The organism is Aeromonas taiwanensis (genome assembly GCF_000820165.1).
GTDB classification, from domain to species: domain Bacteria; phylum Pseudomonadota; class Gammaproteobacteria; order Enterobacterales; family Aeromonadaceae; genus Aeromonas; species Aeromonas taiwanensis.
Genome location: NZ_CDDD01000106.1, coordinates 1 through 13,441 on the forward strand (window position 1 = coordinate 1; position 13,441 = coordinate 13,441).

Consider the following 13,441-nt stretch of genomic DNA (forward strand, 5'->3'; position numbering starts at 1 on the left):
TCATCCGAGCGGGCTTTTTTTGTCTGTAGATTTCCATTCTCTGTCTGAATCCTTTCTTGTTTTTGCCTTTTACCTCTCTTTGTCCCTTGTCTTAGCGGGCAGTGGAGCCGCATCTTCACTGTCATAACGCAATGTGCAGAGACGATGGTGTGTTATTTACCCATTTCCATCGGGATTATCCAGCCGAGACTCCTTCGTCCAAATCCGACACCAGGCCCGCGATTAGGGTTGTATCTGCACCATAACTCGGTAGAGTAAGGGCATTCTGGGTTTGCCCGTGCCATGCCTTTTTTCTCTATCTGGTCTGGGAATATCCACCTGTTTTCATTCACCTTCAGTCAGTGGTATCGATATGGAACAAGTAAACAAGTCTACTTTCAACGATGTGCTGGAATATGTGCGTATGTCCCGTCGCCAGAACAAGCTCAAGCGTGAAATCGCGGATAACGAGAAAAAGATCCGTGACAACCAGAAGCGGGTTCTGCTGCTCGACAACCTGAGCGACTACATCAAGCCCGGCATGAGCATCGATGAGGTTCAGGCCATTATCGCCAACATGCGTACGGACTATGAGGAGCGTGTCGATGACCACATCATCAAAAACGCCGAGCTGTCCAAGGAGCGCAAGGAGCTCAGCACCAAGCTGAAGAGCATGAGCACCAGCAAGTAACGCGACTCCATTACCCTGAACACCGGCCTCTGGCCGGTGTTTTGCTTTCTATCCCGCAGCTCGGATCTCTTGTCGAGCCGCAACAATCGGCTCCCCTTTTCACAATCGCCCTGTTAACATCGCTGCAAAGCAGTCAATAGTTTTCAAGCCTTTGACTTGAAACGACTAAGCTTGATTGAAAGACAATAAATTGCGCAACCATGGTGGGGCTGATATGGGCGCATCAAAACAGACGGATTCGATTAAAGTGGCAACTCAGGATTCATCCGTACCGCATGCGGACGGGCAACCTCAGCGCAAGCGTCGCCCCTGGTGGCGCTGGCTGTTCTGTTTTATCTTCTTGCTCTGCCTGGCTGCCGTGATCGCCCTGGTCGGTTATGAGATGAAGACATCCCGGCTGCAGTCACAGGAGATCTCCCGCTATGCGGCCGAGCTGACTTATCAGGTCGAGCCCGGCCCCAGCAAGCAGATCGCCTTCCCGGATGACGGTCCTTTCGACAAGCGGTTGGGCTATGTGCTGATGCCCATGATCCAGGAACGCCTTGTCCAGCGTGGCTATCAGGTGAGTGAACAGGTGTATTTCTCCGATGCGCTGTACAACTATGCCAGCCACGGCTTCTTCGTTCCCTACACCGAGAAAGTACAGGCTGGGTTGACGCTCCATGACTGTCGTGCCGAACCTTTCTATCAGTACAAGTACCCGACTCATTACTACGCGGATTTCAGCGCCATACCGCCGCTGGTAATACAGTCGCTGCTGTTCATCGAGAACCGGGATCTGCTGAGCAACAAGGAACCCCTCGCCAATCCGGCTGTGGACTGGCCGCGCTTTGCCAAGGCGGCTATGTCCCAGGTGGGTAAGGCGCTGGATATGCAGGACCAATCTGCGGGTGGCAGTACGCTGGCGACCCAGGTGGAGAAGTATCGCCACTCTCCCGACGGTCTGACCGTTTCGCCGACCGAGAAGATCCGCCAGATGGTCTCGGCCAGCGTGCGTGCCTATCGTTTGGGGCCCGAGACGCTGGAGGCGCGCAAGCTGGTTGCCTGGGCCTACCTCAACTCGGTGCCGCTTTCCGCCGCCCCGGGATATGGCGAGGTCCATGGACTGGGGGATGGCCTTTGGGTCTGGTTCGGCGCCAATGTCGACGAGGTAAACCGTCTGCTGGATCCCGCCCGCAACCAGAATGCCACGCTGGCCGAGCAAGGCCTGGCCCTGCGTCAGGTGGTTTCCCTGATGATTGCCCACCGTCGTCCCTCCTACTACCTGGCCCAGGGGCGAGAGGCGCTCTCTACCCTGACCGACAGCTACCTGCGACTGTTCGTGCAGGAGGGTATGATCACGCCACCTTTGATGGAGTCGGCTCTGAAGGCCAAGCTGGTCTTCCGCGACTTCCTTCAGGCGCCGGCCATTACCCGGGTCAACAACAACAAGGGTCTGCAGGTGGCGCGCACCCGTCTGAGCCGCCAGCTCGGGGTGCAGCTGTATGATCTGGATCGCATGGATCTGACGGCCAATGCCACCCTCAACATGCCGCTGCAAAACGAGGTTTCCCGCTATCTGCAGCAGCTGGCGGATCCCGCCTTCGCCGCCCAGGTCGGTCTATTTGGTGAGCGCCTGCTCTCGCCGGAGAAGACGGGGGACGTGAAATACAGCTTCACCCTGTTCGAGAAGACTCCGGAAGGGGTCAAGGTGCGGGTGCAGACCGACAACACGGATCAGCCGTTCGACATCAACGAGGGCAGCAAATTGGAACTGGGCTCTACCGCCAAGTTGCGGGTGCTGACCACCTACCTCGAGATCGTCACTGAACTGCATGACAGTTACGGAAACATGCCGGTCGAGAGCTTGCGCAAGATAGAGGTCGCCGACCAGGACAACATCAGCCGCTGGGCCATCGCCTACCTGATCAGTGCCAAGGATCGGAGTCTCCCCGTGATGCTGGAGGCGGCACTCGATCGCAAGTACTCCGCGAGTCCCTATGAAGGCTTCTTCACCGGTGGCGGGATGCACACCTTCAACAACTTCCGCAAGGAAGACAACGGCCGCATTCCACCCATCCGCGATGCGCTGCGTGAATCCATCAACCTGCCATTCGTGCGGCTGATGCGTGACATCGTGCGCTACAGCCTCTACAAAGAGGGCAACCGGGCCCAGTTGCTGAAGGACGACAAGGATCCACGCCGCACTGAGTACCTTGCCAAGTTTGCGGACAAGGAGGGGCAGACCTACCTGCTGCGCTTCTGGCGCAAATATCGTGGCAAGACAGCGGAAGAGCAGCTCGACACCTTCCTCGATGGCCTCAAGCCCAGCGCCGTGCGCCTCGCAGCCGTACACCGCTACCTGATGCCGGAAGCATCCCAGGCGGAGTTTGCCGCCTTCCTGGCCAAGCGCCTGCCCCGGGAGAAGCTGAGCGACAAACGGATAGAACAGCTCTACGTCAGCTATGGTCCAGGTAAGTATTCACTGCCGGATCAAGGCTATATCGCTCGGGTACACCCGCTGGAGCTGTGGCTGCTCTCCTATCTCAAGGCGTTTGACAAGGCGACCTTCTCCGATGCCGTCGAGGCGAGCCGGGACGAGCGCCAGGAGGTCTACAGCTGGCTGTTCAAGACTCGTCATCGCAGTGCCCGTGACAGCCGGATCCGTACCATGCTGGAGGTCGAGGCGTTCCTCGACATCCATCAGCGCTGGGCGCGCCTGGGCTATCCGTTCGACCATTTGGTGCCATCGCTGGCGACAGCCCTTGGCAGTTCGGGGGACAGACCGGCGGCCCTGGCCGAGCTGATGGGGATCATCCAGAATGGCGGGATGCGGGCACCTACCCTGCGCATCGAGCATCTCTCCTTCGCCAAGGGGACCCCCTTTGCCACCGTCTTTGAGCCGGCCAATACCCAGGGTACCCGGGTGATGTCGGTCGAGGTGGCCAGCGCCTTGCGCAATGCCTTGTCCAAGGTGGTGGAAGGGGGGACGGCACGGCGAATTGCCGGTGCCTTTGCCCTGCCGGACGGCACCGTCCTGGCCCTGGGGGGCAAGACGGGTACGGGGGACAACCGGATCGAGACGGTGGGCCGCTACGGCAATGTGACCAGCTCGCTGGCCCGCAACCGGACCGCGACCTTTGTCTTCTATATCGGGGATGACCACTTCGGGACACTGACGGCCTATGTGCCGGGCAGTCAGTCGGACAAGTTCCGCTTCACCTCGGCCCTGCCGGTACAGGTGCTCAAGGGAATGGCTCCCCTTCTGGTGCCCTACCTGCAGCCCGGTACCCATACCCAGTGTGTGGCGGGAAGCTGATAACACATAAAAAACGGGGCCTGACTGGCCCCGTTTTTATTCTTGCTATCCTGCGACTAACCCGAGAGCGCGCCGTGGTTTACAGCTGATCTTCGATCTCGCCGCGCAGGTACTGGTACATCTCGCGATAGGCGACCGGCGGCTTGTTCAGCTCCCGCTCCTTGTTGGCGGTGCGGATCAGCTGGCGCAGCTTCTGACGGTCCAGTTCGTGGAACTGGGACATCAGCTCGTTGAGGGCACTGTCACCCTCGGTGATCAGGCGCTCGCGCCACTGTTCGAGACGGTGCAGGCGGGCGTTCACAGTGGAGTGGCGCATCTTGATGATGGAGAGGGCCTCCTCGATGGGGCCGACATCGCGACTGCGCATCAGGCGGCCGATGAACTGCAGGTGGCGACGGAAGGACTCGTCCTTCTTTGGTTTGAGCTTGCGACCCAGCTCGACTGCTTCAGCCAGCTCTTCGTCCAGCGGGATCTTCTCCAGCTCGCTGTGGCTCAGGGAGACGATCTCTTCGCCCATCTTCTGCAAGGCCTCGGCGTCACGCTTGAGCTGGCTCTTGCTGGGACCCCAGTCTTCCCACTCGTTGTCGTCTTGATATTGACTCATCGGTCTCTTGATTCCTGTCATTCACGTTTTGGCGGATATGTTACCAGCTTCTCCCGCTGGACGCAGGGGTCTGATATGCTTAGTCCCTTTCCTTCCTTCATACAGATGTGAGTTATGGACCAGCAAGATCAAATCCGCCAGGATCAAGCCCATCTCGAGGCCGTGGTCGCAGAAGCCCTGGCGATAGCGAAAGGGCTGGGTGCCGGGCTTGCCGAAGTCTCCATCAGCAAACAGACCGGCCTCTCGGTGAACACCCGGGGCTGTGAGCTGGAAAGCATCGAATTCAACAAGGACGGAGCGCTCGGTATCGCTGTCTATCGCGATGGTTGCAAGGGCTCTTCCTCCACCACGGATCTGACCAAGCCAGCCATTCGCGCTGCCGTGGAAGCGGCCATGGAGATTGCCCGCCATACCTCCCCGGACGACTGTGCCGGCCTCGCGGATGCCGAGCTGCTGGCCTGGGATGCGCCGGATCTGCAGCTCTGTCACGCCATCGAGCTCGATCCCGAGCGCGGCATCGAGCTGGCCATCGAGTGCGAGCGTCTGGCGCTTGGCCGGGATGCCCGCATCAAGCACTCCGACGGCGCCAGTTTCTCCAGCCATCTGGGGGTCAAGGTCTACGGCAACAGCCACGGCTTCGTCAAGGGCTATGCGGCGTCGCGCAACTCTCTTAGCTGCGTGCTCATCGGCGAGCAGGATGGCGACATGCAACGGGACTACGGCTACTCCTCCAGCCGCTCCCTCTCCGGGCTGTGGAGCCCGCAGCGCATCGCCGACGAGGCGGTGGAGCGCACCGTCTCCCGTCTCGGTGCCCGCAAGATCAGCACCCGCCACGCGCCCGTGCTGTTCCATCCCGATACGGCGGCCGGGCTCTGGGGACACCTGGTCATGGCCATCAGCGGCGGCAACCTCTACCGCAAGTCGAGTTTCCTGCTCGACAAATTGGGCAAGCAGATCCTGCCCGAGTGGCTCACCATCCAGGAATTCCCCCACCTGTTGGGCGGGCTGGCCAGTACCCCGTTCGACGGCGAAGGGGTGCGTACACGCGACATGGACATAGTGCGCAACGGCGAGCTGATGAGCTGGTTGCTCACTTCCTACTCTGCCCGCAAGCTGGGGCTGAGCACCACGGGACACGCCGGCGGCATTCACAACTGGCAGGTGTCCAATACGGGGCAGAATTTCCAGGGCATGCTCAAGGAGATGGGCACCGGGTTGCTGGTGACCGAGCTGATGGGGCAGGGGGTCAATATCGTCAACGGCGACTATTCCCGCGGCGCCGCCGGTTTCTGGGTCGAGAACGGCGAGATCCTCTATCCGGTAGAGGAGATCACCATCGCCGGCAACCTGGCCGAGATGTTCAGCCACATAGTGGCGGTGGGGAGCGACGAGGATGAGCGCTCCAGCCTCAAGACCGGCTCCGTGCTGGTAGAACAGATGAAGCTGGCCGGTCACTGACTCCAGGCGGACAAACAAAAACGGCACCCCAGGGGTGCCGTTTTTTTATGGGCGCGAGGATTACGCCTTGATGCGCTCGATGCAGCCGCCCAAGCCTTGCAGCTTGTGCTCGATGTCTTCGTAGCCACGGTCGATGTGATAGATGCGATCGACTATGGTGGCCCCTTCGGCCACGAAGCCGGCCAGCACCAGGCTGGCGGAGGCGCGCAGGTCGGTCGCCATCACCTGGGCCCCCTTGAGCTGGGTGGTGTCGCGGCAGATGGCCACGTTGCCCTGGAGCTCGATGTCGGCGCCCATCCGCACCAGCTCGGGTACGTGCATGAAGCGGTTCTCGAAGATGGTCTCGGTGACCATGCCGGTACCCTTGGCCACCGCGTTCAGGACGGTGAACTGGGCCTGCATGTCGGTCGGGAACGCCGGGTAGGGGGCGGTCTTGATAGTGACAGGCTTCAGGGTGCGACCTGTCATGTCGAGGGTGATCCAGTCGTCACCCTTCTCAATCAGGGCGCCAGCCTCTTCCAGCTTGACCAGTACGGCTTCCAGCAGACTGGGGTCAGTGTTGCGGCAGGTGATCTTGCCACCGGTGACCGCTGCACCCACCAGGAAGGTCCCGGTCTCGATGCGATCAGGTTGCACGCTGTAGCTGCCACCGTGCAGGCGCTCGACGCCGTCGATGGTCAGGGTGTCGGTGCCCGCGCCCTGGATCTTGGCGCCCAAGGTATTGAGGAAGTGGGCCAGATCCACCACTTCCGGCTCCCGTGCGGCGTTTTCGATCACGGTGCGACCGTCGGCCAGGGCGGCGGCCATCATCAGGTTCTCGGTACCGGTGACGGAGACCATGTCCATCAGGATGTGGGCACCCTTCAGGCGACCGTCGACACGGGCCTTGATGTAGCCGTCCTCGATGGTGATCTTGGCGCCCATCAGCTCCAGGCCATGGACGTGCAGGTTGACCGGACGGGCACCGATGGCGCAACCGCCGGGCAGGGAGACGTCGGCCGCCCCGAAGCGGGCTGCCAGCGGACCCAGTGCCAGGATGGAGGCGCGCATGGTCTTCACCAGCTCGTAGGGGGCTACGTGGTTGTTCACGGCCCCGGTCAGCACGGTCACATTGCCGTTGACCTTGGTGGAGGCGCCCAGCATCTCCAGCAGCTTGAGGGTGGTGCCCACGTCCTTGAGGCGCGGCACGTTGGAGAGCTGCACCTCTTCATCGCACAGCAGGGTGGCGAACAGGATCGGCAGGGCGGCGTTCTTGGCGCCGGAGATGGTCACTTCACCGGAGAGGGTGCAGGGGCCGGTGATCTTGAATTTGTCCATGGTTACTTCTTTACCAAATCAGGAGGGCAGCTGGAATTTACGCTCGCGTTTCCACTCGGCCTCGGTATAGGCCTTGATGGAGAGAGCGTGGATCTCGTTGGTGGCAATCTTGTCCATCAGAGGGGCATAGATGGCCTGTTGCTTCTTGACCCGGCTCATGCCGTCAAACATGTCGCCGACGGCGATCACTTGGTAGTGACTGCCATCCCCTTTGACATGGACTTCGGACAATGGCAAAGCCTCGAGGAGTATCGCTTCAATTTCAGAGACTTGCATTATGCGTCCTCAGTTGTGAGCGGGGTTGATTGAAACAAACCGGCCACCCCGTAAAGGTTGGCCAGCGTATGGAAATCGTTGGAGGCACCCACCAGAGTCGGTGTGGCGCCTCGCGCCAGGGTTGCCTTGGCCCACTTGACCAGCAGGGCCAGGCCGGCGGAATCCAGGGTCGTGACCTCGCCGAGCTCGAGCTGGTCTTCCTGCCACCAGTCGGCACGGCGTTGCCACAGCTCGATGACCTGAGCCGCCTGCAACTCGCCACTCAGTCTCATGACTTGATGACCAGCGGCTTGGCATTGTGTTCGCGCAGCTGGGCGATCACCGCATCGATGCCGTTCTGACGGATGAGGCCACCCAGCTCGTTCTGCTTGGCAGAGAGCAGGCTGATCCCTTCGGCAACCATGTCGAAGGCTTTCCACTCGCCTGTCTTGTTGTTCTTGCGCAGCTTGAACTCGAGGAAGATGTCCGGTTTACCGGCCTCTTTCACGCTGACGTTGACGGCGGTGATGTTGCTGTCGGCCACCTTGCCGGGTTGCACCTGGACGGTCTGCTTGTCGAAGTGGGCCAGGGCATCGGCGTAGGAGCTCACCATGTATTCGGTGAAGACCTCGACGAAGGCATCACGCTGGGCCGGGGTGGTCTGTTTGATCTGGTTGCCGAGCACCTTGTAGGCAGCGAAGCGGTTGTCCACATAGGGCAGCAGCTCTTCGCGGATGATGACGCGCAGATGGTCGGGGTTGCTCTTGACCTGGGCCTGGTCGGATTTCAGGCGCGCGAAGGTCTGCTGGGCGGCCTGATCCACCAGGGCATAGGGATCCGAGCTGTTGATCTCCGCCTGGGCGACGAGGGAGAACAGCATGCTGGTCATCAGACCCAGCAGCAGGGCGATCTTCTTGAACATGGTTACTCCTTGGTTGCGGGTGTACTGGCGGCCGGAGAGGACTGGCTATAGAGGAACTTGCCAATCAGGTCTTCCAGCACGATGGCGGACTTGGTGTCTTCGATCATGTCGCCATCCTTGAGCATGCTGGTGCCCATCTCCTCATCGCTGAAGCCGGGTGCCAGACCGATGTACTGCTCGCCGAGCAGACCCGAAGTCAGGATGGAGAGGGTGCTGGTTTCGGAGAACTCGCCGGCACTCTTCTGCATCTGCAGGGTGACGACGGGGACCTGGCTCTTGGGCTCCAGACTGATGTCGCTGACCCGGCCGACGACGACACCGCCGACCTTGACCGGCGAACGAACTTTCAGGCCGCCGATATTATCGAAATGGGCGCGCAGGGTATAGGTTTCTCCTTCCGGTTTGAAACTCAATCCCGCCACTTGCAGTGCCAATGCCAGAATGGCCGCGATGCCAGCCAGCATGAAGGCGCCAACCAGAAATTCTACTTTGCTGAACTTCATCTTTCCCTTATCCAAACATGACTGCGGTGAGTATAAAATCCAGACCGAGCACGGCCAGGGATGAGTGGACCACGGTGCGGGTCGTCGCCTGACTGATCCCGGCCGAGGTCGGTTTGGCATCATAGCCGTTGAAGAGCGCTATCCAGGTGACCACCAGGGCGAAGATCAGGCTCTTCACTGCCCCTTGCATGATGTCGTCCTGCCAGTCGACGGAGGCCTGCATGGCGGACCAGAAGCCGCCCTCATCCACTCCCAGCCAATCGACACCGACCAGCTTGCCGCCGAAGATGCCGATCAGGCTGAACATGAAGGCCAGCAGCGGCATGCTGATGACCCCGGCCCAGAAGCGAGGCGCCACGACCCGACGCAGGGGATCGACGGCCATCATCTCGAGGCTCGAGAGCTGCTCGGTGGCCTTCATCAGGCCGATCTCGGCGGTGAGGGCGGAACCCGCACGACCGGCGAACAGCAGGGCGGTCACCACGGGGCCCAGCTCACGGAGCAGGGAGAGGGAGACCAGGGGGCCCAGGCTCTGCTCTGCGCCGAAATCCTTCAGTACGTTGTAGCCCTGCAAGGAGAGCACCATGCCGATGAACAGGCCCGACACCAGTATGATGGCGACGGACTGTACCCCCACCACGTAGAGCTGCTGCACCAGCAGCGGGAAGTGTTTACGCGGCTGGGGGCGTCCCGCCAGCGCATGAAACAGCATGATGGTGGCGCGGCCGATGGCGCTGATGAAGCGCACCCCGCTGCGTCCCAGCTTGCTTATCTGAGTTGTCAGCATCACAGATCCTGTAGCAGGTCGCCTGCCGGAAAATGAAACGGGACAGGACCGTCAGGCAATCCCTTCAGGAACTGCTCGACTTCGGGATTGTGCTCCTCGCGCAGCTGCTCCGGCGTGCCGTGCGCGACCACCTTGCGGTTGGCGATGATGTAGGCGTAGTCGGCGATGCTCAGCACTTCCTTCACGTCGTGGGTGACGATGACGGAGGTGATGCCAAGGGCGTCATTGAGCTCCTTTATCAGCTTGACCAGCACCGCCATGGTGATGGGATCCTGGCCGACGAAGGGCTCGTCATACATGATGAGATCCGGATCCAGCGCGATGGATCTGGCCAGGGCCGCGCGTCGTGCCATGCCGCCGGAGAGCTCGGACGGCATCAGTTTTGCCGCGCCGCGCAGTCCAACCGCCTGCAGCTTCATCATGACGATGGCGTGGATCAGTTCCTCCGGCAGGCCGGAGTGCTCCCGCAGCGGAAAGGCCACGTTGTCGAAGACGGTCATGCCGGTGAACAGGGCGCCGCTTTGAAACAGCATGCTCATCCGTTTGCGCACCTCGTAGAGGCGTGAACGGGAGAGAGTAGGAATGTCTTCCCCGTCGAACAGGATGTGACCCGATTCCGGTTTCAGTTGGCCACCGATCAGGCGCAGCAAGGTGGTCTTGCCGATCCCGCTCGGCCCCATGACGGCGGTGACCTTGCCACGGGGAATGGTCAGGTTGATCCTGTCGTACAGCAACCGATCTCCGTGACTGAACGTCAGGTCGGAGATGGTGATCAGGTCATCGTTCAAACAATTGTCCATCCGGTATAAATGAAGAGCGAATTTTATGGGCTAGTCTAGGTCTAAGCAACAGCAAGGAACAACTATTGAGCGGGTTTCCCCCCCAAAGGCGCGACAGTTTTATGTAACAATTTGCATCGCTGACCGGCCATTCCGCATCCGATTCGCTTATCTCGGCAGACTTTTTTATAATCCCGCAGCAAATTTCGGCCCGGAGCTGTGCCTTTATGTCTGTAAAGCCTGAAAAAGTGTCTGAATTGTTCGATTTTCGTCGCAGTGCCCGAGCGGTGCTGGACATAGAAAAACAAGCCATTGATGGGCTCTACCAGTACCTTGACGAGGCCTTCGAACGGGCCTGCGAGATGGTGCTGCGCTGCGGTGGCAAGATAGTGGTCACCGGCATGGGCAAGTCGGGTCATATCGGCAACAAGATTGCCGCGACCCTGGCCAGCACGGGGACGCCCGCCTTCTTCCTGCACCCGGGCGAAGCCAGCCACGGGGATCTCGGCATGATCTCCGCGGGGGATCTCATCATCGCCATCTCCAACTCTGGCGAGAGCGACGAGATCCTTGCCCTGCTGCCGGTGCTCAAGCGCCGCGGCATCCCGCTCATCTGCATGACGGGCAACCCGGCTTCCACCATGGCGAAAGAGGCCAACGTGCACCTGTGCATCAAGGTGGAAAAAGAGGCCTGCCCGCTGGGGTTGGCACCGACCTCCAGTACCACGGCAACCCTGGTGATGGGGGATGCGCTGGCGGTGGCTCTGCTGGAAGCCCGCGGCTTCACCGCCGACGACTTCGCGCTCTCCCACCCCGGCGGCTCCCTGGGCAAACGGCTGTTGCTGCGGGTCGGCGACCTGATGCACGCTGGTGATCTGTTGCCCAAGGTGGGGATAGATGCCACCATCAGCCAGGCGCTGCTGGAAGTGAGCCGCAAGGGGCTGGGGATGACGGCGGTGGTCGATGAACAGGGGCTGCTGGCCGGCCTGTTCACCGATGGCGACCTGCGGCGGATCCTGGATCTGCAGGTGGATATTCACCACACTCCCATCAGCCGCGTCATGACGGCCAACTGTGTTACCGTAGGGCCTGAAATGATGGCGGCCGAAGCCGTCAAACTGATGGAAACCAAAAAAATCAACGGGTTGCTGGTCGTGGATGGGGAGAAACGTCCGCTGGGCGCCTTCAACATGCACGATCTGCTGAAAGCCGGAGTAATTTGATGCAAGACGTACCGACCCTCTATGGTCCGGTGACGCGCAGCCAGTACGAGAAGGCGGCGCAGATCCGCCTGCTGGTGTGCGATGTGGATGGGGTGCTCTCCAATGGCTTCATCTATATGGGCAACAACGGCGAAGAGCTGAAGACCTTCTGCACCCGTGACGGGGCTGGGATGCGGGCCCTGCTCAATGCGGGCATCGAGATCGCCATCATCACGGGGCGCAGCTCCCGCATCGTCAGCGATCGCATGAAGAGCCTGGGGGTGCAACACCTGGTGCAGGGGGCGGATGAGAAGCTGCCCCATTTCGAGGCGTTGCTGACCACGCTGGGACTGGATGCATCGCAAGCCGCCTATATGGGGGATGACACCATCGATCTGCCGGTGATGCAGGCTTGTGGCCTGGGTATCGCCGTGGCGGATGCCCATCCTCTGGTACGGGCGCGGGCTGACATGGTGACACGGCTGGGAGGCGGTGTCGGTGCGGTGCGCGAAGTGTGCGATCTCATCCTGCAGGCCCAGGGGGTGGGGGACTATCCACCCGAGGTGTCGCGATGAACAAGCAGACGGTTTTGTTCGGCCTGCTGTTCCTGGTGGCGCTTGCCGCCTGGCAGTTGGGGGAGATAGAGCTGGCGCCCGAGCCGACGACCAAGGTAGAGAACTTCCAGCCGGACTTCACCGCCAAACATCTGGTGACCACCCGCTTCAACGAACAGGGCAAGCGGACCGAGCGGCTGGAGTCGGATTATGCGGAGTATTATCAGGTCCTCGAGCAGTCCACCTTCGACAAGCCTGTGGTTTACATGTTCGATGACAAGGGTGAGGCCGAGTGGAAGGTGACGGCCGAGACCGGGGTGCTCAACACAGACGACAATGTGATCCTGCGTGACAAAGTGCATCTGGACGGCCTGTTGCCGGCTACTTTCATCTCCACGCTGGATACCCCTTATCTGGAGATGGACCTGGTGACGCAGGAGCTGAGAAGCAACCAGCACATCAGCATCGTGGGCCAGGAATTCCAGACCGAGGGCGTTGGCCTGAAGGGTCACCTGGAACGTAAATATTTCGAGTTACTGGATAAAGGCCATGCCACTTATTTCAATCAAAAACGTTAATCTGGCGCTCACTGCCCTGCTGCTGTGTGGCACCCTGAACGCCAAAGAGTCCGACTTCGCCGAGAAGGTCTATGTGGATGCCGTCAGACAGGTAGCCGAGATGCAGGACAATCGCATCACCTTCAGCGAGGATGTGATCATCACCCAGGGCACCATCAAGATTAAGGCCGACAAGGTGGTGGTGATCCGCTCAGGCGAGAAGGGGGCTGAGGTCATGACGGCCTATGGCAACCCGGCCACCTTCTTCCAAGTGCTGGACAACGGCAAACCGGTCAATGCCCACGGCAACAGCATTCGCTACGAGCTCAAGAACCGGCTGGTGACCATCACCGGCAACGGCCAGCTGAAACAGGAAGACAGCCAGGTCACTGGCGATCTGATCCGCTATGACATCGTGAAACAGAAGATGATCGCCGAGAGCAAGGGACCCACCCAGCGCGTCAAGACGGTGTTCCTGCCGGATCAGGTAGAGAACTTCGACAAGCCCGCCGACCAGAAGAAGTAGGAAACAGAA

The 13,441-nt window shown here is 60.4% G+C and carries 15 protein-coding genes; 7 read left to right on the forward strand and 8 right to left on the reverse strand.

From position 1 onward, the window contains the following. Positions 1 to 352 precede the first annotated feature (352 nt). Together tmaR and BN1136_RS19045 are read left to right on the forward strand one after the other, a co-directional pair. Positions 353 to 670, forward strand: a complete 318-nt coding sequence (gene tmaR, locus BN1136_RS19040; RefSeq protein WP_010672687.1) for a PTS system regulator TmaR — start codon at positions 353 to 355, stop codon at positions 668 to 670. A 214-nt stretch (positions 671 to 884) separates the two neighbouring features. Further along, positions 885 to 3,968, forward strand: coding sequence for a transglycosylase domain-containing protein (locus BN1136_RS19045; RefSeq protein ID WP_043762624.1), 3,084 nt, complete (start codon positions 885 to 887; stop codon positions 3,966 to 3,968). 79 nt (positions 3,969 to 4,047) lie between these two features. Here the strand turns inward: BN1136_RS19045 and yjgA are convergent, their stop codons facing one another. Next, positions 4,048 to 4,572 carry a ribosome biogenesis factor YjgA gene (yjgA, locus tag BN1136_RS19050; RefSeq protein ID WP_042074394.1) on the reverse strand — a complete coding sequence of 175 codons (525 nt, stop codon included), beginning with the start codon at positions 4,570 to 4,572 and terminating at the stop codon, positions 4,048 to 4,050. A gap of 114 nt (positions 4,573 to 4,686) precedes the next feature. Between yjgA and pmbA the strand changes: the two genes are divergently transcribed. Then, on the forward strand, positions 4,687 to 6,030 hold the full coding sequence (gene pmbA, locus BN1136_RS19055) for a metalloprotease PmbA (RefSeq protein WP_043762629.1): 1,344 nt from the start codon (positions 4,687 to 4,689) through the stop codon (positions 6,028 to 6,030). A 60-nt stretch (positions 6,031 to 6,090) separates the two neighbouring features. Here pmbA and murA read toward each other — a convergent pair whose 3' ends face one another. The 7 genes from murA to mlaF are packed head-to-tail and all read right to left on the reverse strand — an operon-like array spanning position 6,091 to position 10,614. Continuing rightward, a complete protein-coding gene (gene murA, locus BN1136_RS19060; RefSeq protein ID WP_043762630.1) occupies positions 6,091 to 7,347 on the reverse strand; it encodes a UDP-N-acetylglucosamine 1-carboxyvinyltransferase in 1,257 nt (418 codons plus the stop codon). Between the two features lie 18 nt (positions 7,348 to 7,365). After that, complete coding sequence (gene ibaG / locus BN1136_RS19065; RefSeq protein ID WP_043762631.1) at positions 7,366 to 7,623, reverse strand: BolA family iron metabolism protein IbaG; 258 nt, start codon at positions 7,621 to 7,623, stop codon at positions 7,366 to 7,368. Further along, a complete protein-coding gene (locus BN1136_RS19070; protein WP_043762632.1) occupies positions 7,623 to 7,895 on the reverse strand; it encodes an STAS domain-containing protein in 273 nt (90 codons plus the stop codon). Before BN1136_RS19070 ends, ibaG begins: the two co-directional genes overlap by 1 nt. Next, the gene (mlaC, locus tag BN1136_RS19075; protein WP_043762633.1) at positions 7,892 to 8,524 is read right to left on the reverse strand and encodes a phospholipid-binding protein MlaC; all 633 of its coding nucleotides are present in this window, start codon (positions 8,522 to 8,524) and stop codon (positions 7,892 to 7,894) included. The genes BN1136_RS19070 and mlaC overlap by 4 nt, the downstream gene beginning before the upstream one ends. 2 nt (positions 8,525 to 8,526) lie before the next feature. Then, on the reverse strand, positions 8,527 to 9,027 hold the full coding sequence (gene mlaD / locus BN1136_RS19080; protein ID WP_043762634.1) for an outer membrane lipid asymmetry maintenance protein MlaD: 501 nt from the start codon (positions 9,025 to 9,027) through the stop codon (positions 8,527 to 8,529). Between the two features lie 7 nt (positions 9,028 to 9,034). Further along, positions 9,035 to 9,814, reverse strand: coding sequence for a lipid asymmetry maintenance ABC transporter permease subunit MlaE (gene mlaE, locus BN1136_RS19085; protein ID WP_043762635.1), 780 nt, complete (start codon positions 9,812 to 9,814; stop codon positions 9,035 to 9,037). Further along, entirely contained in the window at positions 9,814 to 10,614 is an 801-nt protein-coding gene (gene mlaF / locus BN1136_RS19090) for a phospholipid ABC transporter ATP-binding protein MlaF (protein WP_043762636.1), read from the reverse strand. Before mlaF ends, mlaE begins: the two co-directional genes overlap by 1 nt. Before the next feature lie 206 nt (positions 10,615 to 10,820). Between mlaF and BN1136_RS19095 the strand changes: the two genes are divergently transcribed. Genes BN1136_RS19095 through lptA form a run of 4 tightly spaced genes read left to right on the forward strand, consistent with a single transcriptional unit; the run spans position 10,821 to position 13,432 of the window. Next, the gene (locus BN1136_RS19095; RefSeq protein WP_043762637.1) at positions 10,821 to 11,816 is read left to right on the forward strand and encodes a KpsF/GutQ family sugar-phosphate isomerase; all 996 of its coding nucleotides are present in this window, start codon (positions 10,821 to 10,823) and stop codon (positions 11,814 to 11,816) included. Next, positions 11,816 to 12,370, forward strand: a complete 555-nt coding sequence (gene kdsC, locus BN1136_RS19100) for a 3-deoxy-manno-octulosonate-8-phosphatase KdsC (RefSeq protein ID WP_043762638.1) — start codon at positions 11,816 to 11,818, stop codon at positions 12,368 to 12,370. The genes BN1136_RS19095 and kdsC overlap by 1 nt, the downstream gene beginning before the upstream one ends. Further along, positions 12,367 to 12,927, forward strand: a complete 561-nt coding sequence (gene lptC, locus BN1136_RS19105; RefSeq protein WP_043762639.1) for an LPS export ABC transporter periplasmic protein LptC — start codon at positions 12,367 to 12,369, stop codon at positions 12,925 to 12,927. The genes kdsC and lptC overlap by 4 nt, the downstream gene beginning before the upstream one ends. Continuing rightward, entirely contained in the window at positions 12,899 to 13,432 is a 534-nt protein-coding gene (lptA, locus tag BN1136_RS19110) for a lipopolysaccharide transport periplasmic protein LptA (RefSeq protein ID WP_081843841.1), read from the forward strand. The genes lptC and lptA overlap by 29 nt, the downstream gene beginning before the upstream one ends. Positions 13,433 to 13,441: the final 9 nt, after the last annotated feature.

What these genes read in the sequence shown, in the direction of transcription:
- mlaF (WP_043762636.1), bottom strand. Translation starts at nt 10,614, where the DNA reads ATGGACAATTGTTTGAACGATGACCTGATCACCATCTCCGACCTGACG.
- lptA (WP_081843841.1), top strand. Translation starts at nt 12,899, where the DNA reads ATGCCACTTATTTCAATCAAAAACGTTAATCTGGCGCTCACTGCCCTG.
- mlaC (WP_043762633.1), bottom strand. Translation starts at nt 8,524, where the DNA reads ATGTTCAAGAAGATCGCCCTGCTGCTGGGTCTGATGACCAGCATGCTG.
- murA (WP_043762630.1), bottom strand. Translation starts at nt 7,347, where the DNA reads ATGGACAAATTCAAGATCACCGGCCCCTGCACCCTCTCCGGTGAAGTG.
- mlaE (WP_043762635.1), bottom strand. Translation starts at nt 9,814, where the DNA reads ATGCTGACAACTCAGATAAGCAAGCTGGGACGCAGCGGGGTGCGCTTC.
- BN1136_RS19095 (WP_043762637.1), top strand. Translation starts at nt 10,821, where the DNA reads ATGTCTGTAAAGCCTGAAAAAGTGTCTGAATTGTTCGATTTTCGTCGC.
- lptC (WP_043762639.1), top strand. Translation starts at nt 12,367, where the DNA reads ATGAACAAGCAGACGGTTTTGTTCGGCCTGCTGTTCCTGGTGGCGCTT.
- BN1136_RS19045 (WP_043762624.1), top strand. Translation starts at nt 885, where the DNA reads ATGGGCGCATCAAAACAGACGGATTCGATTAAAGTGGCAACTCAGGAT.
- BN1136_RS19070 (WP_043762632.1), bottom strand. Translation starts at nt 7,895, where the DNA reads ATGAGACTGAGTGGCGAGTTGCAGGCGGCTCAGGTCATCGAGCTGTGG.
- ibaG (WP_043762631.1), bottom strand. Translation starts at nt 7,623, where the DNA reads ATGCAAGTCTCTGAAATTGAAGCGATACTCCTCGAGGCTTTGCCATTG.
- mlaD (WP_043762634.1), bottom strand. Translation starts at nt 9,027, where the DNA reads ATGAAGTTCAGCAAAGTAGAATTTCTGGTTGGCGCCTTCATGCTGGCT.
- pmbA (WP_043762629.1), top strand. Translation starts at nt 4,687, where the DNA reads ATGGACCAGCAAGATCAAATCCGCCAGGATCAAGCCCATCTCGAGGCC.
- tmaR (WP_010672687.1), top strand. Translation starts at nt 353, where the DNA reads ATGGAACAAGTAAACAAGTCTACTTTCAACGATGTGCTGGAATATGTG.
- kdsC (WP_043762638.1), top strand. Translation starts at nt 11,816, where the DNA reads ATGCAAGACGTACCGACCCTCTATGGTCCGGTGACGCGCAGCCAGTAC.
- yjgA (WP_042074394.1), bottom strand. Translation starts at nt 4,572, where the DNA reads ATGAGTCAATATCAAGACGACAACGAGTGGGAAGACTGGGGTCCCAGC.